Annotated in this window: 18 protein-coding genes and 6 tRNA genes; 20 read left to right on the top strand and 4 right to left on the bottom strand. The window is 62.4% G+C overall.

Annotated features, from left to right (window positions below):
- Nucleotides 1–67: 67 nt before the first annotated feature.
- The 4 genes from F757_RS0122545 (at nucleotide 68) to F757_RS0122530 (ending at nucleotide 4,518) form a co-directional block, all read left to right on the top strand.
- Nucleotides 68–1,039: an acetyl-CoA carboxylase carboxyltransferase subunit alpha gene (locus tag F757_RS0122545; RefSeq protein WP_027213370.1), complete on the top strand. Its 972-nt coding sequence runs from the start codon at nucleotides 68–70 to the stop codon at nucleotides 1,037–1,039.
- Nucleotides 1,040–1,101: 62 nt separating this feature from the next.
- On the top strand, nucleotides 1,102–2,550 hold the full coding sequence (gene tilS, locus F757_RS0122540; protein WP_027213369.1) for a tRNA lysidine(34) synthetase TilS: 1,449 nt from the start codon (nucleotides 1,102–1,104) through the stop codon (nucleotides 2,548–2,550).
- A gap of 434 nt (nucleotides 2,551–2,984) precedes the next feature.
- Entirely contained in the window at nucleotides 2,985–4,235 is a 1,251-nt protein-coding gene (locus F757_RS0122535) for an aspartate kinase (RefSeq protein WP_027213368.1), read from the top strand.
- A gap of 189 nt (nucleotides 4,236–4,424) precedes the next feature.
- Nucleotides 4,425–4,518, top strand: a tRNA-Ser gene (locus tag F757_RS0122530).
- Between the two features lie 173 nt (nucleotides 4,519–4,691).
- Here F757_RS0122530 and F757_RS0122525 read toward each other — a convergent pair.
- The gene (locus F757_RS0122525; protein WP_027213367.1) at nucleotides 4,692–5,468 is read right to left on the bottom strand and encodes an SDR family NAD(P)-dependent oxidoreductase; all 777 of its coding nucleotides are present in this window, start codon (nucleotides 5,466–5,468) and stop codon (nucleotides 4,692–4,694) included.
- Nucleotides 5,469–5,639: 171 nt separating this feature from the next.
- On the opposite strand from F757_RS0122525, the gene F757_RS0122515 reads away from it, so the two are divergent.
- From F757_RS0122515 to F757_RS0122475, 8 genes are all read left to right on the top strand, one after another.
- On the top strand, nucleotides 5,640–6,227 hold the full coding sequence (locus tag F757_RS0122515; protein ID WP_027213366.1) for a TetR/AcrR family transcriptional regulator: 588 nt from the start codon (nucleotides 5,640–5,642) through the stop codon (nucleotides 6,225–6,227).
- 401 nt (nucleotides 6,228–6,628) lie between these two features.
- Complete coding sequence (locus tag F757_RS0122510) at nucleotides 6,629–7,255, top strand: class I SAM-dependent methyltransferase (RefSeq protein WP_027213365.1); 627 nt, start codon at nucleotides 6,629–6,631, stop codon at nucleotides 7,253–7,255.
- 474 nt (nucleotides 7,256–7,729) lie between these two features.
- The gene (locus F757_RS0122500) at nucleotides 7,730–8,077 is read left to right on the top strand and encodes a hypothetical protein (RefSeq protein WP_027213364.1); all 348 of its coding nucleotides are present in this window, start codon (nucleotides 7,730–7,732) and stop codon (nucleotides 8,075–8,077) included.
- Nucleotides 8,078–8,237: 160 nt separating this feature from the next.
- Complete coding sequence (locus F757_RS0122495; protein ID WP_084530998.1) at nucleotides 8,238–10,193, top strand: extracellular solute-binding protein; 1,956 nt, start codon at nucleotides 8,238–8,240, stop codon at nucleotides 10,191–10,193.
- A gap of 64 nt (nucleotides 10,194–10,257) precedes the next feature.
- Entirely contained in the window at nucleotides 10,258–11,295 is a 1,038-nt protein-coding gene (locus F757_RS0122490) for a microcin C ABC transporter permease YejB (RefSeq protein ID WP_027213362.1), read from the top strand.
- A complete protein-coding gene (locus tag F757_RS0122485) occupies nucleotides 11,295–12,401 on the top strand; it encodes an ABC transporter permease (RefSeq protein ID WP_027213361.1) in 1,107 nt (368 codons plus the stop codon). The genes F757_RS0122490 and F757_RS0122485 overlap by 1 nt, the downstream gene beginning before the upstream one ends.
- A 77-nt stretch (nucleotides 12,402–12,478) precedes the next feature.
- Nucleotides 12,479–14,071 (top strand): ABC transporter ATP-binding protein, encoded by a 1,593-nt coding sequence (locus tag F757_RS0122480; RefSeq protein ID WP_027213360.1) that lies wholly within the window; start codon nucleotides 12,479–12,481, stop codon nucleotides 14,069–14,071.
- A gap of 137 nt (nucleotides 14,072–14,208) precedes the next feature.
- Complete coding sequence (locus tag F757_RS0122475; RefSeq protein WP_035467353.1) at nucleotides 14,209–14,877, top strand: C40 family peptidase; 669 nt, start codon at nucleotides 14,209–14,211, stop codon at nucleotides 14,875–14,877.
- A gap of 227 nt (nucleotides 14,878–15,104) precedes the next feature.
- On the opposite strand, the gene F757_RS0122470 is transcribed toward F757_RS0122475, so the two are convergent.
- Entirely contained in the window at nucleotides 15,105–16,061 is a 957-nt protein-coding gene (locus F757_RS0122470; protein WP_027213358.1) for a patatin-like phospholipase family protein, read from the bottom strand.
- A gap of 402 nt (nucleotides 16,062–16,463) precedes the next feature.
- On the opposite strand from F757_RS0122470, the gene gltX reads away from it, so the two are divergent.
- From gltX to F757_RS0122435, 7 genes are all read left to right on the top strand, one after another.
- Nucleotides 16,464–17,873, top strand: a complete 1,410-nt coding sequence (gltX, locus tag F757_RS0122465) for a glutamate--tRNA ligase (RefSeq protein WP_027213357.1) — start codon at nucleotides 16,464–16,466, stop codon at nucleotides 17,871–17,873.
- Nucleotides 17,874–18,013: 140 nt separating this feature from the next.
- Nucleotides 18,014–18,089 (top strand) — tRNA-Ala (locus F757_RS0122460).
- A 177-nt stretch (nucleotides 18,090–18,266) separates the two neighbouring features.
- A tRNA-Glu gene (locus tag F757_RS0122455) sits at nucleotides 18,267–18,342 on the top strand.
- 104 nt (nucleotides 18,343–18,446) lie between these two features.
- A tRNA-Asp gene (locus F757_RS0122450) sits at nucleotides 18,447–18,523 on the top strand.
- A 61-nt stretch (nucleotides 18,524–18,584) separates the two neighbouring features.
- Nucleotides 18,585–18,660 (top strand) — tRNA-Glu (locus F757_RS0122445).
- An 84-nt stretch (nucleotides 18,661–18,744) separates the two neighbouring features.
- Nucleotides 18,745–18,821 (top strand) — tRNA-Asp (locus tag F757_RS0122440).
- Between the two features lie 140 nt (nucleotides 18,822–18,961).
- The gene (locus tag F757_RS0122435; protein ID WP_013588836.1) at nucleotides 18,962–19,426 is read left to right on the top strand and encodes a GNAT family N-acetyltransferase; all 465 of its coding nucleotides are present in this window, start codon (nucleotides 18,962–18,964) and stop codon (nucleotides 19,424–19,426) included.
- 28 nt (nucleotides 19,427–19,454) lie between these two features.
- Here F757_RS0122435 and F757_RS33950 read toward each other — a convergent pair whose 3' ends face one another.
- Complete coding sequence (locus F757_RS33950) at nucleotides 19,455–20,369, bottom strand: AraC family transcriptional regulator (protein ID WP_035467352.1); 915 nt, start codon at nucleotides 20,367–20,369, stop codon at nucleotides 19,455–19,457.
- Between the two features lie 136 nt (nucleotides 20,370–20,505).
- Between F757_RS33950 and F757_RS0122425 the strand changes: the two genes are divergently transcribed.
- Entirely contained in the window at nucleotides 20,506–20,907 is a 402-nt protein-coding gene (locus F757_RS0122425; RefSeq protein WP_027213356.1) for a gamma-glutamylcyclotransferase family protein, read from the top strand.
- Nucleotides 20,908–21,036: 129 nt separating this feature from the next.
- Here F757_RS0122425 and aceB read toward each other — a convergent pair whose 3' ends face one another.
- Nucleotides 21,037–22,632 carry a malate synthase A gene (gene aceB / locus F757_RS0122420; RefSeq protein WP_027213355.1) on the bottom strand — a complete coding sequence of 532 codons (1,596 nt, stop codon included), beginning with the start codon at nucleotides 22,630–22,632 and terminating at the stop codon, nucleotides 21,037–21,039.
- Nucleotides 22,633–22,714: the final 82 nt, after the last annotated feature.

Raw genomic sequence — 22,714 nt, 5'->3', positions numbered from 1 at the left:
AAGTGGTTTTGACAGCGGCGAGCGCGGTTAGAATACGCGCTGCCGGTAAGTCCAAGGATTAAAACCAATGAAGACCACGTTTCTGGATTTCGAACAGCCGATCGCTGAACTCGAAGCGAAGATCGAAGAATTGCGCTTCGTGCAGGACGATTCGGCCGTCGATATTTCGGAAGAGATCGAGCGGCTGTCCAAGAAGAGCCAGCAACTCACGAAAGATCTGTACGCGAACCTCACGCCGTGGCAGGTTTCGCAAATCGCCCGTCATCCGCAGCGCCCGTACACGTTCGACTACGTGAACGAGCTTTTCACCGACTTCCACGAACTGCACGGCGACCGCAATTATGCGGACGACCTGTCTATCGTCGGCGGTCTGGCACGGTTCAACGGCCAGGCCTGCATGGTGATCGGTCACCAGAAAGGCCGCGATACCAAGGAGCGCGCGCTGCGCAACTTCGGCATGCCGCGTCCCGAAGGCTATCGCAAGGCCGAGCGGCTCATGCGTCTGGCCGAAAAGTTCAGCTTGCCGATTTTCACGTTCATCGACACGCCCGGTGCCTACCCCGGTATCGGTGCCGAAGAGCGCGGGCAGTCGGAAGCTATCGGGCGCAATCTGTATGTGATGGCCGAACTGAAAACGCCGCTGATTGCCACGATCATCGGCGAGGGCGGTTCGGGCGGCGCGCTCGCCATTGCGGTCGGCGACAGTGTGCTGATGCTGCAATTCTCGACCTATTCGGTGATTTCGCCGGAGGGCTGCGCATCGATTCTGTGGAAGAGCGCCGCCAAGGCGCCGGAAGCGGCGGAAGCCCTCGGCCTCACCGCACATCGGCTGAAAGCGCTCGGACTGATCGACAAGATCGTCAACGAGCCGCTCGGCGGCGCGCATCGCGACCCGAAGGGCATGGCTGCGCTGCTGCGTCGGGCGCTCGCCGATTCGCTGCGTCAGTTCCAGGGCATGAGCATCAATGACTTGCGTCAACGCCGTTTCGAACGGCTGATGGCGTACGGCAAATTCAAGGAAACGACGCCGGGTGCCTGAGCCCGCGCGCGTTCTCTTTTGTCTATCGGCGCAACGCATCCCGATGCCACTGCGCTAACGACGTGACCACTTCTGCCCAATCAAGCGCCGACCGCCTCGTTCTCGAAGCGGTCGGCGTTGCTTTTGCCGCGCTGCCCTCCCACGCGCGAGTGGCGGTGGCATTCAGCGGCGGCGTCGATTCCGGCGTGCTGCTCGACGCCGCAGTGCGCGTGGCGGGTGCATCGCGTTGCATCGCGTTTCATGTTCATCACGGCCTGAGCCCGAATGCCGATGCGTGGCTCGCGCACTGCGAGGCATTCGCGCGCGAACGCAGCGTCGAGTTTGCGGCTCGTCATGTCGAGGTGTCGCGCGATGTCGGCGTGAGCGTAGAAGCCGCGGCGCGCGACGCACGTTACCAGGCGTTGGACGCGCTGTGCGCAGCGCACGGCATTCAATCGCTGTGGCTCGCGCAGCATGCGGACGATCAGGCGGAAACGGTATTGCTGCAACTGTTGCGCGGCGCCGGCCTCGCGGGTCTCGCGGCAATGCCAACGGAGTTCGCGCCCGCCGGCGCAGCGGCGGTGCGCGTGCGGCCGTTGCTCCATTTGCTGCGCGCGCAGATCGAGCAGTATGCAAACGCACGCCACCTGCGCTGGATCGACGACGAATCGAACGCCGACACGCGCTATGCACGCAATGCCTTGCGTCACGAGGTGACGCCTACGCTGGCGATTCACTTTCCCGGTTTTCGCGATGCACTTGCGCGCACCGCGTCGCATGCGGCATCAGCACAGCGGCTGCTCGACGAACTGGCGCGCATCGATCTGGAACTCGCATCACGCGACGAAGGACGCGCGCTCTCGCACCACGCGCTCATCGCACTGGACGACGAGCGCGCGCTCAACCTGCTGCGCTACTGGATGCGTTCGCAAGGCTTCATGCCGGCGTCGAGCGCGCGTCTTGGCGATGCGCTGCGGCAACTGCGCGAAGTGGGGGCGAGCGGGGAGGGGCATCGTCTGCGCGTCGATCATGCCGGGCAGGCGCTGCGCTGCTATCGCGGCGTGGTGTACTGGGAGGCGGGCGACAGCCGTGATCCCGCCGACGAAACCGCGATTCCGCAGCGCGAGGCAAGCGAGCTTGCATGGAACGGCGAAGCGACGTGGCGCGTACCGCAATGGCGTGGCACTTTCGTGTTCGAGGCGCTCGACGCGTCGCATGCCGATCCCGCCGCACGCGAAGCTGCGATTCCCGTCAGCGTGTTGCAGCGTGCGTTGCTGAGTGCTCGCTCGCGTCGCGGCGGCGAGCGCATGCGGACAAGCGACGCACCCGGCGCGCGCAGCCGCACGCTCAAGAACCTGTTTCAGGAGCGCGGCATTGCAGCGTGGAAGCGCGATGTTCCCTTGCTTTATGGCGGCGACGAATTGCTGTTCGTGCCGCTGCTTGGCCTCAATCGTGCGGCCTTGCCCTCGGACGTTGCGCCGAACGAGGCGCTGGTGTCGATTAGCTGGCACGAAGACTTGCTGATTGCCTGAACGGCCGGTCGCCGCCTGCGCAGCGAGGCAAGGGGCGGGGCTAGGGGCAGGGCAAATAGGGCGCGAGTGATCGGCTCGAAGATTCGGGCTGGACACGCCCAAACGCGGCGCGCGTTCAGTCCCAGCAACGCTTTGCAGGCATGTCCCGAGGCGCCGCCGCGGCCTTTGCGGCTTGTCTTTTTGCGTCCGATCGGGTACGTTAACTTGTTTGCCCGCCCCGCTTTTGCCGTCGCTTTTGTCGGTTTTCCGATCGTGATCCGAGTTTCCCGGTAAGCCATTAGCGATCAATCACGGGCAAATCCGCGCGTGTTGCACGCGCGCTGCATCTACGCCGCCACACACTTTGCCGCCGTTCACAAGACGTTGCGCCCCTGTGCTTTTGTGCGGTCGTCGCGAGCGCGCCAGCGCGGTTTCTCCTCCAGTTCAGAACGACAATGGCACTCATCGTACATAAATACGGCGGCACTTCGATGGGCTCGGTCGAGCGCATCAAGAACGTCGCCAAGCGCGTCGCGAAATGGCACAAGGCCGGCCACAAGATGGTGGTCGTGCCCTCGGCAATGTCCGGCGAGACCAACCGCTTGCTCGGCCTCGCGAAAGAGATTACGACGCAGCCGAGCCCGCGCGAACTCGACATGATCGCCGCAACAGGCGAGCAGGTCAGCTCAGGGCTGCTCGCCATCGCGTTGCAGGAAGCCGGCGTCGAAGCGGTCAGCTATGCCGGCTGGCAAGTGCCGGTCAAAACGGATAGCGCGTTCACCAAAGCGCGCATCAGCGAAATCGACGGCGAGCGCGTGCTGCGCGATCTCGACGCAGGCAAGGTCGTGGTGATCACGGGCTTCCAGGGCATCGACCCTGACGGCAACATCACTACGCTCGGCCGCGGCGGTTCTGACACGTCGGCGGTTGCGGTCGCGGCTGCATTGAAGGCCGACGAGTGCCTGATTTACACAGACGTCGACGGCGTGTACACCACCGACCCGCGCGTGGTCGAAGAGGCGCGCCGGCTCGATCGCGTGACGTTCGAAGAAATGCTGGAAATGGCAAGCCTGGGTTCCAAGGTGCTGCAGATCCGCTCGGTGGAATTCGCCGGCAAATATCAGGTGAAGACGCGCGTGCTGTCGAGCCTGACCGATCCGCTCATCCCGCTCGACGCTGAAATGAAGTCGGGCACCCTGATTACTTTTGAAGAAGACGAGACCATGGAAAAAGCAGTCATCTCGGGCATCGCGTTTCAGCGCGACGAAGCTCGCATCGCCGTGATGGGTGTGCCCGACAAGCCGGGCATCGCGTACCAGATTCTCGGCCCGGTGGCGGACGCGAACATCGACGTCGACATGATCATCCAGAACCAGAGCGTGGAGGGCAAAACGGCTTTCACGTTTACCGTGGGCCGCGGCGACTACCAGCGCGCCATGGACATTCTCACGAATCAGGTGAAGGGTCACGTGCAGGCCGAGCAGGTGCTGGGCGATCCCAAGGTTTCGAAGGTGTCGGTGGTGGGCGTGGGTATGCGTTCGCACGTGGGCATTGCCAGCACGATGTTCCGCACGCTGTCGGAAGAGGGCATCAACATTCAGATGATCTCGACCTCCGAAATCAAGATTTCAGTACTGATCGACGAAAAGTATATGGAGCTCGCAGTGCGCGCGCTGCATAAGGCTTTCGAACTGGACCAGGCGTAATTCGCTGTGAAACGGCGGGGCGTACAGGAGCGTTCCATTCGTTGATGCGTGCTGGCGCGGCCCGGTCAGAAAATCTCCATGAATGACGAAATTGGCACAAAAAAGCGTTCGTCAGACATTGACCTTGGCGGTTCGGGCCGCTATTATCTTGGCTTCGTCGCGCTGACTCCCTGCGCGAGCGAAAGTTTGGGAGACGTGGCCGAGAGGTCGAAGGCACTCCCCTGCTAAGGGAGCATCTGGGCCAAAACCTGGATCGAGGGTTCGAATCCCTCCGTCTCCGCCAGTGATGGTGGCGAAACCCCGTAAGTTTAAAGACTTACGGGGTTTTTGTTTTTCTGGCTCACGATGACATCGATCGCGAATCCACCTTCACGATAACGACACGCACTCTCCTCATTAAGCAGCATCTGACGCCCCATTTACCGCGAGCATCAGACGAACTCATCGAGGCATCGCTCACACCTTCCGGAAAACCGTCGACCCCCACGGCGCACCGGTCGTCCCGCCATCTACGACGATCTCCGCGCCGGTCATGCCGGAGGCGTCATCCGAGGCGAGAAACAGCACCGCTGCCGACACCTCCTCCGGCGTCGCAAGACGTCCCATCGGAATGCGCGGGCCAAGTGCCTGCTCGGTGCCTTCGAGCGTCGCGCCTTCGCGTGCGCCGCGTGTCCAGATCGGCGTGCGCGTGCCTCCAGGAATGACGGTGTTTACTCGTATTCCACGCTCCACGAGCTCCGACGCGAACACCTTCGCCATACCGGTGATGCCCGCCTTGGTCGCGGAATAAGCCGACGATCCCGGTGAGCCGAGCTCGCGCATCACCGAGCCGTTCAACACGACGGCACCACCCGCGCTCATCAGCGGCAACGCGCCTTGCACGGTCAGAAACACTGCCGTGAGATTGGTGCGCAAGATGGCCTCGAATGCGGCGGCCCTGGTGTTGCCGAGCGGCGTCGGGCCCGAAATGCCGGCGTTCGCGAACACGATATCGAGCGAACCGAACGTACTCCTGATCTGCTCGAACAGTGCTTCGATTTCAGCTTCGTTGTCCAGATTGGCCTGCACGCCCAGCGCGTTTTCACCCAACTCCGCGACGGCCTGGTCCAGCTTGGCGCGATCACGTCCGGTGATCACCACACGTCCGCCCTCGGCAATCAGCCGCCTCGCCGTCACGAAACCAATGCCGCTGTTGCCACCGGTTATCAACGCAGTTTTTCCTGTGAAACGCATCATTTCTCTCCTTCACCGGCGCCGCCTGGCGCCTGAAACGGTTGAACGGCGAATTCGCCGCCGCATGCGGACATCTCCTTGGGATATCCTCTTCCTGACATTCTGCATGTTGATCATCATGCACATTTTCAGTATTATGCTCGTCATGCAGAATGTCAAGAGGTGACGTAAATGGGCTATTCACAGGCGCAAAAGGCAGAGAGCCGTCAGCGTGTGCTGGAAACAGCCGCGCGGCAAATTCGGGAAGAGGGGATCAACGCGCTCGGCGTGGCCGACACCATGCGGCAAGCCGGCCTGACGCATGGCGCGTTCTATGGACACTTCGCGTCGCGTGACGCGTTGATCGTCGAGGCGCTGCAATACGCACTGGAGCAGAGCGAACAACGTGTTGCCCACGCAATGTCAGCGGCAGGTGCGGGTGGCTCCGCGAAGAAAGAACCGTTGCAGGTGATCGCCGAGCTGTTCCTCAGCGATCGTCATATCAAGAATCCCGGTGCGGGCTGCGCGCTATGTTCGCTCGCCGGCGAGGCGCGTCATGCGGTGCCCGAAGTGCGCGAAGGCTTGACGAGCTATGTGCACGCGCTCGCGTCGCAGATAGCGCAGACGCTTGCGGGCAGGAACGAAACGCTCGCGCTGGGCATCGTCGCGACTATCGTCGGCGCGGTCACGCTGGCACGCTGCGTCGATGAACCCGCGCTTGCCAGGTCGATCGTCTCCGGTGCGCTGGATCTGATACTCGCGCAAGGCGGCGACGCATAGTGATGCAGTGGCGGCGCGCGTTCGATAAGGGATCGGTAGGCGCTCAATAGGAGCTGAATACGAGCGGAACAAAGGCTCAATAACAAGTCGATGAGAACTTCGATAAGCGGCCACTAAGCGCAACGCGCGATCAACGCGCACTCGCCACGCCCCCGCGAAATTGGCGCACAATAGACAACCCACGGGCGCCTGCCTTTCAGGTGTGAAGGTGCGCGTCACTCGCCAGCGTATGGTCGGAGAAATCGCCCGACACAGTGGCGCGCGCATAGCAGCCGGAGTAACGCCCGGCCGCCCGTGGCCGGCCGTGGCCCTTCGTTTGCCCTGACGCGGCGTGCACTGCACGTTTGCCCGGTGGCAGCAAATCGACCTGTGCGGTTACGTGCACTACGTGAGGTCCAGCAATGTCCACTAACGCCAGCGGAACGGAAGGCTACGCGGAAGAGGCGGGCGTGCTTATCCGTCAGTGGCGGGGCATTTCATTCTCAGATCGTCATGCGCCGGTTTTGCACCTGTTGCCAACCGTGCCGTCCCGCGTTCTCGACGTCGGCGCTGGAGTCGGAACCGATGCAGCGGCGTTGGCCGCGATGGGACACGCGGTCGTTGCCGTGGAACCCGTAGACGAACTGCGCAGCGCGGCCAGCGATCTGCATCGGTCGTCGCGCGTCGAGTGGATCGACGACAGCCTGCCCGATCTCGCGATCGTCGGCTCAAGACAGGACACATTTGATCTGGTGATGCTCACTGCTGTGTGGATGCACCTGGATCGCGAGCAGCGTTGCCGCGCGATGCCGCGCGTGAGCGGTCTGCTACGGGATGGCGGAAGGTTGATCATGTCTCTTCGTCATGGACCTGCCCCCGCGGGGCGCCGCGTGTTCGAAGTCTGCGCGCGGGAGACAATCGGGCTTGCGAGTGCCTCGGGTCTTGAACCCGTGCTGCAATTGTTGATGCCTTCGGTTCAGCCAGGCAACCGGCGCGCCGGCGTCACGTGGACGCGGCTCGCGTTCGAGAAGCGCGTTGCACATCGTTGATCGTCGCTCGGCCTTCGCAAGCCGCTCCAGATAAGCCCAGGAAAAAATCTCACCTCGGTGTTTGCCGTCTAACAGGAGGTGCGATATGTCGGCGTTTGCAATGCGCTGGCGAGCATCTGGGCACCCACACGGGTCCGGGCGATATGGGCGCGCGATTAGGTAGCCGTACCTGATGAATTTGCGTGACATGACAACCGCCGGCAATACTCATGCGGGCGGCGACGCGGAGTTCATCTTGATTCGGGTTCCGAACTAATTTCCGTTATTTCCACGCAATTGATGTCCTGGAGCTGCAACCGTTGCACAGCCTCGCTTAGTCGCTACGTCGGTTCCGATGCCATCGCAGGAATGTAACGGAAAGTAACCTCTCGCCCCGGCTGCGATCTTATGCATCAGTTATTACAAAGTTGAAATACGCCGCGCGCCGCCTTGCGCTATATTTCCGCCAACCACACATTCTTCCAAGGGTGATCGATGAAGTCCGCTCGTTTTGTTCTGCTTCTGCTTGGGACTGCAGCGTTGAGCGCGTCAGGTGCAGCAATGGCCGGCGGGGTCAACATCGGCGTAAATATCGGCATTCCCGCGCCCGTCTATGTGGCGCCGGCTCCGGTTTATGCCCCGCCTCCGCCGCCTCCGCCGCCGGTCGTGTACCAGCCCGCGCCCGTCTATTACGGCGCTCCCGCCATCGTGATCGGCTGGCACGGCGACCGCTATTGGGACGGCCGTCGCTACTGGGCGCGCGACGACTGGTACCGTCATCATCCGCCGGGTCGTTACGACTATCGCCGCGATCACTACGATCACGGTCGCGGCTGGCACTGAGCCGCAGCAAAGATTCATCAGCGAAGACAGAGGCCGCCCGAAAGGGCGGTTTTTTCATGGCTTCGCCAGTCGGCCTGGCAGCCGTGTGGGCTTACGGTTCAGGTGGATTTATTGGGTAGAATCCCCTCACCACGAATTGTCCAATGACACCAAGGCGCTTATGACAACTGGCTCGCGACGGGTTCCATCGCCTCGTGCACTTCAACGTGTCGTTCGCAGGCTCTCGGGCGTCGGTAGGGCGGTCGTGTCAGGTTCATCGCGCACAGCAGGCGTCGCGGCGCTGTGCGGTGTGCTCGTCACCGCGGGTCTGTTTGCGGCGCCATCGGCTCACGCGGTCCATGCCATCGCGCAATACGGCGAGCCGAAATATCCGGCGGACTTCAGGCATTTCGACTACGTGAACCCGGATGCGCCGAAGGGCGGCACGCTCGTGCTGGCCAATCCGAGCCGTCTGACCAGCTTCGACAAATTCAATCCGTTCACGTTGCGCGGCAACACGGCGCCCGGCGTGGACCTGCTGTTCGAGAGTCTGACGACGGGCAGCAGCGACGAAGTGGCCTCCGCATACGGGCTGCTCGCCGACGACATTAAGGTCGCGGCCGACGGCTTGTCGACCACCTTCCATATCAACCCGCGTGCGCGTTTCTCGAATGGTGACCCCGTTACGGCAGACGACGTCAAGTACTCGCTCGACACGCTCAAGAGTCCGCAGGCCGCGCCGCAATTCATGTCGATCTTCGGGCAGATCACGCGCGCGGTTGTCGTCGATGCGCACACGGTACGGTTCGATTTCCAGCAACGCAATCGCGAGTTGCCGTTGCTTGCGGGCGGCATGCCGGTGTTCTCTCGCAAATGGGGGATGAAGCCCGACGGCAGTCGCATTCCATTCGATCAAATGGCGTTCGAAAAGCCGATTGGCAGTGGCCCCTACCTGATCGAAAGCTACGACAACGGGCGTACGATTACCTATCGCTACAATCCGGAGTACTGGGGAGCGGCGTTGCCAGTGCGCGTCGGCATGTACAACTTCGATCGCATCGTCTACAAGCTGTACTCCGATAGCGTCGCGCGGCTCGAGGCCTTCAAGGCCGGCGAATACGACGCCCTTGTCGAATATGTGGCGCGCAACTGGGTGCGGCGCGACGTGGGCAAGAAGTTCGACAGCGGCGAGCTCATCAAGAAAGTGTTCCCGCAACACAACGGCACGGGCATGCAGGGCTTCATGCTCAACACGCGGCGGCCGCTGTTTCAGGACGTGCGCGTGCGCAAGGCACTCGATCTCGCGCTCGACTTCCAGTGGCTGAACCGGCAGTTGTTCTTCAATCAGTACACGCGCATCGACAGTTTCTTTGCCAACACGGATCTGCAGGCAAAGGGCCTGCCGTCGCCAGGCGAATTGGCGCTGCTCGAACCGTGGCGCGCTAAGCTCGACCCCGCGGTGTTCGGCCCGCCGCCGAAGCAGCCCGACACCGATCCGCCCGGCTCGTTGCGCGCGAATCTGCTGCAAGCGCGTGCGTTGTTGCAAGAGGCCGGTTGGACCTACCGCGACGGCGCGCTGCGTAATGCCAAGGGCGAACCGTTTCAGTTCGAAATACTCGACGACTCGGGTTCGGCCGCGCAAATGGAGCCGATTGTCGCGACCTTTATCCGCAACCTGCAGAAGCTCGGGATAACCGCGACATTTCGCGTCGCCGATTACGCGGTGTACCAGAAGCGCCTCGACGCATTCGACTTCGACACCACGACTATCCGCATGCCGGACGTGCAGGTGCCGGGCTCCGAACAGATCGAGCGCTTCGGCAGCAAGGCGGCGGACACTCATGGCTCGGACAACGTGATTGGATTGAAGTCGCCTGCGGTGGACGCGATCCTGCGCGCGCTCGTGCAGGCGCAGACGCGCGAGCAACTGCTCGATGCGACGCATGCGCTCGATCGCGTGCTGATGCACGGCTACTACGCCGTGCCGCACTGGTACAGCGCGACGCACCGTGTGGCATTCAAGCGCGGGCTGGCGTGGCCGGCAACACTGCCCCTGTACTATGGGGCCGAAGGCTGGATCACGTCGACATGGTGGTTCGCACAGCCGCAACAGGCGAACCGTGCTCAGTCGCAGTGATCTGCTGCATGCAAGCCGCGCGCTATAGTCATCCAATCACCGCCCTCGCAACGGAACGCCCGCCATGTGGAGCTACATTCTCAAACGCCTGTTGCTAATGATTCCGACGTTGCTCGGTGTGTTGACGCTGACTTTCGTCGTGATCCAGTTCGTGCCTGGCGGCCCTGTCGAGCAGATGCAGCACGAACTGCGCAAGGGCGCCGAGGGCGCGGTGCCATTCGGTCTGCGCTCGCACAACGGGGTGGACGCGCAGCAGATTGCGCAACTGAAGGCGCTGTACGGTTTCGACAAGCCGCCGCTCGAGCGCTACATGCTGATGCTCAAGCGCTTTGCGACGTTCGACCTGGGGCAGAGCTATTTCCGCCATCAGAGCGTGTGGTCGCTGATCGTGTCGAAGCTGCCGGTGTCGATCAGCATCGGCTTATGGACGTTTTTTCTTACCTATCTGATCTCGGTGCCGCTCGGCATTGCCAAAGCCGTGCGCAACGGTTCGCGCTTCGACGTCGCGACGAGTCTCGTTGTGCTGATCGGCTACGCCATTCCGGGTTTCGTGCTCGGCGTGCTGCTGCTGGTGCTGTTCGGCGGGGGCACGTTCCTGCAGCTTTTTCCGCTGCGCAACCTCACGTCGGATAACTGGGCGCAATTGAGTGTGGTAGGCAAGGTTCTCGATTATTTGTGGCACATCGCATTGCCGATCACCGCCTCCGTGATCGGCAGTTTCGCGGTCGTCACGATGCTGACGAAAAATGCCTTCCTCGACGAAATTCGCAAGCAGTATGTGCTGACTGCGCGCGCGAAAGGTCTTTCGGAGAAACGGGTGCTATGGAAACACGTGTTTCGCAACGCGATGCTGCCGCTGATCGTCGGCTTTCCCGCGGCCTTCATCGGCGCATTTTTCACGGGCAGCCTGCTGATCGAGACGCTTTTCTCGCTCGACGGTCTAGGTCTGCTGTCGTATGAATCGGTCGTGCGGCGCGACTATCCAGTGGTGCTCGGCACGCTGTATCTCTTCACGTTGATCGGTCTTGCGACAAAGCTCGTTTCCGATCTTTGCTACGTGTGGGTCGACCCCCGCATCCAATTCGAACAACTGGAGCGCTGATGAATCGAGCCCGCCTCTCAGCCGATGCAGCAGCCCGCGTGGAGCCCGCGCGCGCGTTCGTCTCGCCTTCGCCCGCGCGCCGCGTGTGGCAGCGGTTTCGTCAGCAGCGGCTTGGCTACTGGAGCCTGATCGTGTTCGTTGCGGCTTTCGTGGCAAGCCTGGCGGGGCCGCTGTGGTCGAACGACAAGCCGCTCGTGGTGCGCTACGACGGGCATTTGTATTTTCCGCTTTTTCGCACCTATGCCGAAACCACGTTCGGCGGCGATTTTCCGACGCCGGCGGATTATCTCGACCCCTACATCAGGCAGCGTTTCAGTGCGCCCGGCAACTTCGCCGTGTATCCGCCGAATCATTACTACTACGACACGCTCAACTATTTTTCGAAGGCGCCCAACCCCGCACCGCCTTCGCGCGAGAACTGGCTCGGCACCGACGACCGCGGCCGCGATCTGTTTGCGCGGCTGCTGTACGGCTTTCGTGTTTCGGTGGAATTCGGGCTCGTGCTGACCTTCATCGGCACGATATTCGGTATTGCGGCGGGCGCGGTCCAGGGTTATTTCGGAGGACGTACGGATATCGTCGGGCAGCGCCTGATAGAAATCTGGAGCGCGATGCCTGAGCTTTATCTGTTGATCATCTTCTCGTCCATCTTCGAGCCGGGTTTCATTCTGCTTATCGTGCTGCTCTCGCTGTTCGGCTGGATCGGGTTGTCGGATTACGTGCGCGCCGAATTTCTGCGCAACCGGCAGCAGGACTATGTGCGCGCGGCGAAGGCCATGGGTTTGTCGAACTGGCAAATCATGTGGCGGCATGTGCTGCCCAATAGCCTCACGCCGGTCATCACATTCCTTCCGTTTCGCATGAGCGGAGCGATTCTCGCGCTCACCAGTCTCGACTTTCTCGGCCTGGGCGTGCCTTCGCCCACACCCAGTCTTGGCGAACTGCTCGCGCAAGGCAAGGCCAATCTCGACGCGTGGTGGATCTCGCTGTCCACCTTCGGGGTGCTGGTCGCGATGCTGTTGCTGCTGACTTTCATGGGCGACGCACTGCGTAACGCGCTCGACACCCGCATCTCCGACGCGATGCGCGCAGGAGGAAATCAGTGAGCACGCAAGGGCAAGCGCGAGAGCAAGCGCAACGGCAAGCGAATCAGCCGCATGAAGGTGGGGCAGCAGGGGCTGCGGTGCCGCTGCTGGAGCTGAATCATCTTCATGTGAGCTTCGGCGAAACGGTCGCCGTCAACGACGTCACGCTGACGATCCGGCGCGGCGAGCGCGTCGCGCTCGTCGGCGAATCGGGTTCGGGCAAGAGTGTGACGGCGTTGTCGGTGTTGCGCCTGTTGAGCGACGCGCAGGTGAGCGGCTCGATCCGTTTCGACGGCGAGGATCTGCTCGCCAAAACCGAGCGCGAGATGCGCGGCCTGCGCGGCTCGGACATCGCGATGATCTTTCAGGAGCCGATGACCGCGCTCAATCCGCTCTACACGGTAGGCGACCAGATTGCCGAGACGATTGTCGTGCACGACGGCGTGTCGGCAACCGAAGGCCGCAAGCGCGCGGTCGCGCTGCTCGGGCGCACGGGCATTCCCGAGCCGGGCAAGCGCGTGAACAGTCACCCGCACGAACTCTCCGGCGGGCAGCGGCAGCGCGCGATGATCGCGATGGCGCTGGCGTGCCGGCCGCGTCTGCTGCTCGCGGACGAGCCGACCACCGCGCTCGACGTGACGATTCGCGCGCAGATAGTCGAACTGCTGCTCGAACTGCAGCGCGACGAGGCGGCAAAGCGCGGCATGGCGGTGCTGCTCATCACCCATGACCTGAACCTCGTGCGCAATTTTGCCGAGCGTATCGCGGTCATGGAAAAGGGCGTGCTGGTCGAAAGCGGACCGGTGGCGCAGGTATTCGAGTCGCCGCAGCATCCGTACACGCAGCGGCTCCTCGCTAGCCGGCCACAGCGCACGGTCGTGCCGGTGTTGCCTATTGCGCCGGTGCTTCTCGAAGCCCGCGAGGTGTCCGTCGATTTCAAGACGAAGCTGCCCGGATTTGCCGGCTGGTTTCGCTCGGGGCGGTTCCGGGCGGTCGCCGATGCGAACATTTCGGTGCGGCAGGGCGAGACGCTTGGGATTGTCGGCGAATCGGGCTCGGGCAAGTCGACGCTGGCCATGGCGCTGCTCGGCCTGCAGCGCACCGCGCATGGCGAAATCGAGTTTCAGGGCAGGGCGCTGGGCAGCTACCGCGGCGTGGAGCAGACGGCGTTGCGCTCGCACATGCAGGTGGTGTTTCAGGACCCGTTCAGCTCGCTTTCGCCGCGGCAGACTGTCGAGCGGATTGTCGGCGAGGGACTGGCGCTGCACCGCCCGCAGATGTCGCCGCAAGCGCGCCGCGACAAGGTGCTTGCCGTTCTTCGCGAAGTCGGCATCGACCGCACCGCGCTGCTGCGCTATCCGCACGAGTTTTCGGGCGGGCAGCGCCAACGCATAGCCATTGCGCGCGCACTCGTGGTCGAGCCGCGCATTCTGGTGCTCGACGAGCCGACCAGCGCGCTGGACGTTTCGATCCAGCAGCAAGTGCTGAAACTGCTCGCCGGGTTGCAACAGAAGTACAACCTCGGCTTCGTTTTCATCAGCCACGATCTCGCGGTGATCGGGGCGATGGCGCATCGCGTCGCGGTCATGCAAAACGGTTCTATCGTCGAAAGTGGAGACGTTGAGAAGATCTTTGCGACGGCGTCGCACCCCTACACTCGAAAGCTCCTGAAAGCCGCGTTGGACCATTGATTTTTCACCCTTTCACCAATTGGGTGCGTGTCTCGATTGTATTTTTCTATTTGTTTTGACACGTGAATACTTACTGGCTAGTATCGACCAAACTTTTTTCCGTAGACTCCTGATTCTTTAGCAAAAACTACCGACCAATGCAGCACAGAAATCTGACCCAGGCTTGCACGCGCGCCGTCGCCGGGATGTTCATTGGCGTCTTGATCGCAGCAGCTCCCGGCGCTTTCGCCGACGAAGTAAGCAGTTTCAATCAGAATGCCTCTTTTTCGCCGAGCAACACGGCGAATTCCTCGTCCTCTTCCTCCAGTACCCAAGCGCTCTCCGGCAATACCGAAAGCGGCGCCCGGTCATTCCTCTCCGGCATGGCCGGCAAAGCGGGCGACGTGGTGGTCGGCGCGCTGAACATGATCGGCGTTCGCTACCGCTGGGGCGGCAATACGCCGGATTCGGGGCTCGATTGCAGCGGTTTTGTCCGCTACGTGTTCCAGGACACGTTGGGCATGGCTCTGCCGCGCCGTGCCGAAGAAATGAGCCGCGTCGGCGAAAAGGTCCGCGTGAGCGATCTGAAGCCGGGCGATCTGGTGTTCTTCAATACGATGCGCCGTACCTTCTCGCACGTCGGCATTTATATCGGTGACAACAAGTTCGTGCATTCGCCGTCCACGGGCAGCACGATCCGTGTCGACGACATGGACGACGGCTACTGGGAAAAACGCTTCACCGGCGCGCGTCGCATCGAGACGTCGTATCAGGGCGGCGAAGATCTGCGCAAGCGCGTGAACGCGACTATCGGCGGCAATAACTGATTTTTGCCGGCCGGCGGTTCTGGCGCGCAGACCAAAAAAGCCTGCTTCGTAAGAAGCAGGCTTTTTTGCGTTTGCGCGGCTGGCGTGTGGGCTACTTCAAGAGCCGCCGATTAGCGCGGCCCTCGGTCCTGAACCGCACTGAGCCGAGCTGAGCCTCGTTACACCGCTCTGATCCGTCACGAGCCGCCCTAATTCGCCCCAGCCGCCCCGAGCCGCCCTAAGCCGCCCTAAGCCGCCCGGCTCGCCGCCAGCTTGCGTTGCAACTCCGGCATGATCCTGGCGACGGCTTCTTCACCCGCGAGAATCGCGGCGTTGCGCTGAGAGAAGTCGCTGCCGCTCATAGCCGCGAGGTTCGGCCGGACCACGATGTCCGCATACTTGTCGAGCTCGTACGCCTTGATCGTCTGGCCCATGATCGTGAAGGTCTGCATGAGCACGTCGAACGAACTGGCCGTGAGACCGCTTTCAGGGCGCTGCGAAATGTCCACCGCGATCACGAAGTCCGCCCCCATCTTGCGCGCAAACGACGCCGGCACGGGACTCACGAGGCCGCCGTCCACATATTCATGACCGCCGATCTTCACCGGCTCGAAGATGGACGGCACGCTGCATGACGCCCGTACCGCGACGCCCGTGTTGCCGCGCTGGAAAAGAATCGGCTGGCCGGTTTTCAGGTCGGTGGCGACGACCCCCAGCGGCTTGACCATCTTTTCGATAGGCCGGTTGTTGAGCGTGGTGTTCAGATAATTCTGCAATGCGATGCCTTGCAAAAAGCCCCGCGTGCGAAACGGCATGGCCCAGTCGCTGATCGACGCTTCGTCCATGGTGAGCGCGAGCTTGTTCAGCGCAAAGCCGTTCATGCCCGACGCGTAAAGCGCGCCGACCACAGAGCCGGCGCTCGTGCCGGCCACCAGATCCACCTGAACGTTGCGCGCCTCCAGCGCCTTGATCACGCCGATGTGCGCGAAGCCGCGCGCCGCGCCGCCGCCGAGCGCGAGGGCAACGCGCAGCGGCCGCTGCGGCTTGTCGAGCGGCGGCGTATTGGCTGCGGGCGCGGCGGTGCCTTTATTCGACGACGACTGGCCGTCGGTTTTGCTGCCCGCCGTGGTGCAGGCGGCGAGTACCGCGGAGGCGGCCGCGAGCGAAAAATGGCGGCGGCCGTGACGAGGCGACGAAGGTTTCAACGAGTTCTCCAGCAACGGCGTAAGCGACGCAGTGAGCGCCGCAGGCGGCCGCGATCAGGCAAGGGCGAGGCAACCGAATTGGCGGTTCCATCCGCGCCGGGCCGCGTGCAGGCCCCAGCGCGCGCACATCATAATGCAAAGCGGCGCCGCCGCGGCGGGCCGTAATGAAACGTTGCACCGTCGCGCGCGGCGCCGGACGACGCCGTGAAGGCGCCGTGAAGGGGCCGTGATTAGCCATCTGGACGAGGGCAGGGCGGCCGCGCGCGAAAGGTATAATTCGGCTCTTGTTTTTATTCCCTCGTGTCCATTCATGGCAGTCGTTCTGCCGTCCGGGCACGGTTCGCTGCCGCGCTTCAGAGGCGCTGTCTGCCCGGCGCCGGCGCCCGTCTTCGAGTAACGCTAATGACCACCTCCGTTCGCACCCGCTTCGCACCCAGTCCCACCGGCTTCATTCACCTCGGCAACATCCGCTCCGCGCTTTATCCGTGGGCGTTCGCGCGCAAGATGAAGGGGACCTTCGTGCTGCGGATCGAGGACACCGACGTCGAGCGCTCCTCGGTTGAATCCGTCAACGCGATTCTGGAAGGCATGGAATGGCTCGGCCTCGATTTCGACGAGGGCCCGTTCTACCAGATGCAGCGCATGGACCGTTACCGCGAAGTGCTGCAACAGATGCGCGACGCGGGGCTCGTGTACCCCTGCTACATGTCCACTGAGGAACTGGACGCGTTGCGGGAGCGTCAGCGTGAAGCAGGCGAAAAGCCGCGTTATGACGGCACGTGGCGCCCGGAGCCGGGCAAGGTGCTGCCCGAGCCGCCGGCCGGCGTGCAGCCGGTGTTGCGCTTTCGCAATCCGCTCACCGGCGTGGTGGCGTGGGACGATGCGGTGAAAGGGCGCATCGAAATCTCGAACGAGGAGCTCGACGACCTCGTGATCGCGCGGCCTGACGGCACGCCGACTTACAACTTCTGCGTTGTGGTCGACGATCTGGACATGCGCATCACCCACGTGATTCGCGGCGACGATCACGTGAACAACACGCCGCGGCAGATCAACATTCTGCGCGCGCTCGGCGGCGAACCGCCGGTGTACGCGCACTTGCCGACCGTGCTCAACGAGCAGGGCGAAAAGATGAGCAAGCGTCACGGCGCGATGAGCGTGATGGGTTATCGCGACGCAGGCTACCTCCCCGAGGCGGTGGTGAACTATCTGGCGCGCCTCGGCTGGTCGCATGGCGACGCCGAGATTTTTTCGCGCGAGCAGTTCGTCGAATGGTTCGATCTCGAGCATCTGGGCAAATCCCCGGCGCAGTACGACCACGACAAGCTGAACTGGCTCAACGCGCATTACATCAAGGAAGCAGATAACGCGCGCCTTGCCGGCCTTGTACGGCCGTTCCTTGCCGAGTTGGGCGTGGAGGAGGCGAGCGTCGCGCAGGGCGCAGACCTGCCGGCGGTGGTCGGCTTGCTGAAGGATCGCGCGTCCACGGTCAAGGAAATTGCGGAGAACGCGGCAATGTTCTATCGCACGCCCGCTCCGGAGGCTGAAGCGCTCGCCCAACACGTCACCGACGCAGTGCGCCCGGCGCTGGGCGAGCTGGCCACGGTGCTGAAGACCGTGGAATGGACCAAAGAGGCGATTGCCGCCGCGCTCAAAGCGACCCTTTCCGCGCACAAGCTGAAGATGCCGCAACTGGCCATGCCGGTTCGTCTGCTGGTGGCGGGCACCACGCATACGCCGTCTATCGACACGGTGCTCATGCTGTTTGGTCGCGAAGTCGTGGTGAGCCGTATCGAGAAGGCGCTCGCCTGAGGCGCGTGAGAGCGTCCGGGCGCATTCGCGGGCGCGTTGAGATGGATTGCATGCCTCTTGAGAAAAAAGTCGCATGCAATTGCTCAAAGGGTATTTACAAAGCGCAGATTGGCCTCTAGAATCTCGTTTCTGTTCTGCAAGGGGGTATAGCTCAGCTGGGAGAGCGCTTGCATGGCATGCAAGAGGTCAGCGGTTCGATCCCGCTTACCTCCACCATCAGAGCAGTGTGAAGTCGTTCCAAACCGTGGAACTTGTAGCAAAAAAGACTTCACAAACAGCAGTAGCGTAGTTAAAATAGCGGTCTTTGCGGTTGACGCAGTAAATAACTGGCAAGTAGTTTAAATCCAGTTTATTTTAGTCAGCAGCAATTAAAGACAGATCTGAAAAGATTATGTCCCCTTCGTCTAGAGGCCTAGGACATCACCCTTTCACGGTGAGTACAGGGGTTCGAATCCCCTAGGGGACGCCATACATCAGCGTCGCTTTAGTGTTCGGAGTCGTTGAACGACTCGCGCCAAAGCAGCGCAGCTTGCAGAGAATTAACCGACGCTCGCAAGCCAGGATGTAAAGACTGGAGTGGTAGTTCAGTCGGTTAGAATACCGGCCTGTCACGCCGGGGGTCGCGGGTTCGAGTCCCGTCCACTCCGCCAGACAAAGCCCGTTCATGCAAACCTGAACGGGCTTTTTCATTAAAGGTGTAAGCAGTACGTTGTCCCCTTCGTCTAGAGGCCTAGGACATCACCCTTTCACGGTGAGTACAGGGGTTCGAATCCCCTAGGGGACGCCAGAACATCGGCGTCGTTCGGTAAGAAGTTGAACGGTGCAGCAGGAGCAAGCTTGCTTGTTCCTTGCGTGATCAGTGTGAAAATCTGGAGCGGTAGTTCAGTTGGTTAGAATACCGGCCTGTCACGCCGGGGGTCGCGGGTTCGAGTCCCGTCCGCTCCGCCAGATTTCGGAAAGCCCACTTCGCAAGAAGTGGGCTTTTTTGTTTCCGCTGACGTTTCCGCCGGCCGTGCCCGGACAAACAGCCATTGCCAGCGCGCGCGGGCTGTTTTACCGTTTATCCGACTTCTCTTCGCCGCGCCGCCATGTTCGATCCAACCGAAGCTCCGTCACCGTTTCATCTCCGCAAAGCCAGCATGGACGACTTTGAGTTCGCCGAGGCGCTGACTCACGGCAACATGGGCGGCTACTACCAGCGGCATCATCTCGTCTGGCGCGGCGACCTGTTTCTCGGCAGCTGGCGCGAGTCGGAGAATTTCATTCTCGAAATGGACGGCAAGGCGATAGGCGTGCTGCGTATCACGCAGGAAGGCGATTCGCTGCATATTCGTGACGTACAGATCGCGGAGGGATACAGACGGCTCGGCGCCGGCACCTATCTGCTGGATATGTCTCACCAGTGGGCGCGTGAGCGCGGGCTGCGCGAACTGCAACTGCGTGTGTTCGTCGACAATCCCGCAGCGCGCCTGTATCAGCGCAAGGGTTACAAGCTGGCCGGGCCGCGGCTGGCGCAACTCGGTGCGATCCGTCATCTGGCGCGGCGGGTTTGACGTGCGGGTCTCAGGTGTAAAGCCGCGCTCAGTGAGCCGCGCCGTTCGCCGCGTCAGGGCGACTTAGCACCGGCTCTTCGCCGGGAATATCATCCGCACCAGCACCGTCCGCGCTTTCTCCATTCTCCAGCCGATGTTCCGAGCCGCGTTCGATAAACGCGCGCGGGCTCTCGCCAAAGGCCCGCCGGAACATCGCCGAAAAGGCGCTCTGGCTCTGATAGCCCAACTCGCGCGCCACATGTGAGAGCGGCTGCCCCTGGCTTAGCAGCGGAATCGCGCGAGCCAGGATTGCCTGTTGCCGCCACTGCGAAAAGCTCACGCCGAGCTCCTGCCGGAACAAACGCGCAATGGTGCGCGTACTCGCCCCCACGCTCGCCGCCCACTGTTCGAGCGATTCAGCCGGCGACGGGTCCGCAATCACTGCTTCGCACAGCGCGCGCAGGCGCTTTTCGTTGGGCATGGGTACGGAAAGGGGCAGCGGCTCGGAGCGCGTCAGCTCGTCGAGTGCCAGCGCGCCGAGCAGGCGCTCGCGCGCAGGCGAGAGGCCCGGCGTGTCCAGTGCTGCAATGACTTCGCGCAGCAGGTTAGAGACTTCGACCACGCGCGGCGCGTCGAGTCCCGCGGGCACCGTGCTTTCCGCGATGTAAAGCGTGCGCAGGAACGCGTCTTCGACAGCCACGACCTCGTGCGTGACATGCGGTGGCACCCAGATGGCGCGCGAAGGCGGCACCATCCACGTCGTGCCGGTCGTGGCCACGCGCAGCACGCCGCGCGACGCATACGCGACCTGCGCCCACGCATGCTGGTGCCGTGCGAAGTGCGACCCCATCGGCATGGGCCGCGAGCGCACGCGAATCGGGTGCGCCTCGTTGGGCTGGAATTCTGGTGGAGTGTCGGTCAGGCTGACGAAGCTCGAGGAGTCAGAGCCGGCGTACGCAGTCATGGCAAAAGTCGATCCATCAAGCAGGACGCCGTGGACACAGCGCGATCAAGGGCGGGCTCTCATTGTAGAGCGTGCGCCTTGCGGCGTTGCATAATGTCCGGACCGACCGACCCCCACCCGAGGAGTACGAACGACGATGCAAACCGTCTTTGTCTACGGCACGCTGCGAGCCGGCGAAGTAAACGACATCCGCGAAGCTGCGGCGCGCAACGAGATTGCCGAGCCGAATCTGCTGGGTACGGCCACGGTTCGCGGCCACCTGTTCGACTTCGGCTCGTATCCGGGCCTGGTGGTGGACGAGCAGGGCGTGGACGTGATCGGCGACGTCTACGAGATCGACGATGAGCTCGTCGCCGTGCTCGATGAAATCGAGGCGGTATACCCCGGCGTCGAAGATCGCTTTCTGGCTCGCGAAGTGATGGTGAAAGTGGACGGCAACGTCGTCAACTGCCGCTTCTACCCGGTTACGCCTCATGCGGTGAAGGGCTTGCCGGAAATCCGCTCGGGCGATTGGGTGACGTATCGCGCGACGCGCTGACATTGGCCGCACGCGCCACGAGCGCCATGAAAAACGGCTCGCCCGGCAGCAGTCGGGCGGGCCGTCGGGCCGGGCATCTTCACGCTTGTCTGTGTGCCCCGGCCATGATCGCGGCCGGGCACTTCAGCGTCAGATTTCTTCGTAGAGCGGCAGCGTCAGGAAGTCGGTGAACTGTTCAGACGTCGACATCTGCTCGAAGATTTGCGCGGCGCGCTCATAGGGCTTCGTATCGCCGCCCACCGCCTGCTTTACCTTGTCGAGCTCCTGTACGGCGAGCTCGCGCACCAGTTCGGCGCTCACCTTGCGGCCGTCGTCGAGCGTGCCCTTCGGCGAGCGAATCCACTGCCACACTTGCGAGCGCGAAATCTCGGCGGTCGCTGCGTCTTCCATCAGATTGTGGATCGGCACGCAGCCATTGCCCGCGAGCCACGAACCGAGGTAGTGAATGCCGACGTTGATGTTGTTGCGCAGACCAGCTTCCGTGATCGGCGCTTCCGGACGGAAGTCCAGCAGGTCGGTCGCGGTGACGAGCACGTCCTCGCGTTGCTTGCCGATCTGATTAGGCTTGTCGACGAGCACCTTGACGAACTCTTCCATGGCGATCGGCACGAGCCCCGGGTGCGCGACCCAGCCGCCGTCGTAACCGTCGCCGGCATCGCGCGCCTTGTCGGAGCGCACGCCGGCCATGGCCTTGTCGTTCGCGGCCGGATCGTTCTTGATCGGAATCAGCGCGCTCATGCCGCCAATGGCCGGTGCGTTGCGGCGATGGCAAGTTTTGAGCAGCAACAGCGCGTAGGCGCGCATGAAGGGCGCCGTCATGGTGATCTGCGAGCGATCCGCTAGGCAGAAATCGCGGTCGGACTTGAACTTCTTGATTGCCGAGAAGATGTAATCCCAGCGGCCGGCATTCAGCCCCGAACTATGCTCGCGCAGCTCGTACAGAATCTCGTCCATTTCGAAGGCGGCGAGAATAGTTTCGATCAGCACGGTCGCGCGAATCGTGCCGCGCGGCACGCCGACCGCTTCCTGCGCGGCGACGAAAATGTCGTTCCACAGACGCGCCTCCAGATGGCTCTCCATCTTCGGCAGATAGAAGTAGGGGCCCGACCCGCGCGCGACCAGTTCCTTCGCGTTGTGCACCATGAAGAGCGCGAAATCGAAAATGCCACCCGACACGCGCTTGCCGTCCACCTTCACGTGCTTTTCGTCGAGATGCCAGCCGCGCGGGCGCACGATCAGCGTGGCGACCTTGTCGTTCAGCTTGTACCTCTTGCCGTTCTGTTCGAGCGAAATGGTGCGGCGCACCGCGTCCTTCAGATTGATATGGCCCGTGATCTGGTTGTCCCAGCTCGGCGCATTCGAATCCTCGAAGTCGGTCATGTACGAATCCGCGCCCGAGTTCAGCGCGTTGATAATCATCTTGCGCTCAACCGGCCCGGTGATCTCCACGCGGCGGCATTGCAGGTCTTGCGGCAGCGGCGCAATGGTCCAGTTGCCTTCACGCACACTCTTCGTCTCGGCGAGGAAATCGGGGCGCTCACCCGCGTCCAGACGTTTTGTGCGCTCGGCGCGCGCCTGCAGCAACTGCTGACGGCGCGGCTCGAACGTGCGGTGTAGCGCAGCGACGAGTTCGAGCGCCTCGCGCGTCAGAATCGCTTCGTAGCCCGGCTTGATCTCGCCGGTGATTTCCATGCCCTGCGGCAGCGATGACAGCGAATTCGCCATGTTTTCTCCTTGGTCGGTCAGATTGCGAAAGTGCGAACTTCAAAAGCGGTTGTTCTTGTCGAGCTCTAACGTATCGGTGGGT

This window comes from Burkholderia sp. WSM2232 (assembly GCF_000472545.1).
Classification (GTDB): Bacteria; Pseudomonadota; Gammaproteobacteria; order Burkholderiales; family Burkholderiaceae; genus Paraburkholderia.
This window is presented reverse-complemented; position numbering and strand designations above follow the sequence as displayed.

Excerpts from the sequence above, each read along its gene's own strand:
- aceB (WP_027213355.1), bottom strand. The coding sequence starts at position 22,632 with ATGGCGAATTCGCTGTCATCGCTGCCGCAGGGCATGGAAATCACCGGC.
- F757_RS0122475 (WP_035467353.1), top strand. The coding sequence starts at position 14,209 with ATGCAGCACAGAAATCTGACCCAGGCTTGCACGCGCGCCGTCGCCGGG.
- F757_RS0122545 (WP_027213370.1), top strand. The coding sequence starts at position 68 with ATGAAGACCACGTTTCTGGATTTCGAACAGCCGATCGCTGAACTCGAA.
- F757_RS0122490 (WP_027213362.1), top strand. The coding sequence starts at position 10,258 with ATGTGGAGCTACATTCTCAAACGCCTGTTGCTAATGATTCCGACGTTG.
- F757_RS0122525 (WP_027213367.1), bottom strand. The coding sequence starts at position 5,468 with ATGCGTTTCACAGGAAAAACTGCGTTGATAACCGGTGGCAACAGCGGC.
- F757_RS0122495 (WP_084530998.1), top strand. The coding sequence starts at position 8,238 with ATGACAACTGGCTCGCGACGGGTTCCATCGCCTCGTGCACTTCAACGT.
- F757_RS0122515 (WP_027213366.1), top strand. The coding sequence starts at position 5,640 with ATGGGCTATTCACAGGCGCAAAAGGCAGAGAGCCGTCAGCGTGTGCTG.
- F757_RS0122535 (WP_027213368.1), top strand. The coding sequence starts at position 2,985 with ATGGCACTCATCGTACATAAATACGGCGGCACTTCGATGGGCTCGGTC.
- F757_RS0122425 (WP_027213356.1), top strand. The coding sequence starts at position 20,506 with ATGCAAACCGTCTTTGTCTACGGCACGCTGCGAGCCGGCGAAGTAAAC.
- gltX (WP_027213357.1), top strand. The coding sequence starts at position 16,464 with ATGACCACCTCCGTTCGCACCCGCTTCGCACCCAGTCCCACCGGCTTC.
- F757_RS0122485 (WP_027213361.1), top strand. The coding sequence starts at position 11,295 with ATGAATCGAGCCCGCCTCTCAGCCGATGCAGCAGCCCGCGTGGAGCCC.
- F757_RS0122510 (WP_027213365.1), top strand. The coding sequence starts at position 6,629 with ATGTCCACTAACGCCAGCGGAACGGAAGGCTACGCGGAAGAGGCGGGC.
- F757_RS0122435 (WP_013588836.1), top strand. The coding sequence starts at position 18,962 with ATGTTCGATCCAACCGAAGCTCCGTCACCGTTTCATCTCCGCAAAGCC.
- F757_RS0122500 (WP_027213364.1), top strand. The coding sequence starts at position 7,730 with ATGAAGTCCGCTCGTTTTGTTCTGCTTCTGCTTGGGACTGCAGCGTTG.
- F757_RS33950 (WP_035467352.1), bottom strand. The coding sequence starts at position 20,369 with ATGACTGCGTACGCCGGCTCTGACTCCTCGAGCTTCGTCAGCCTGACC.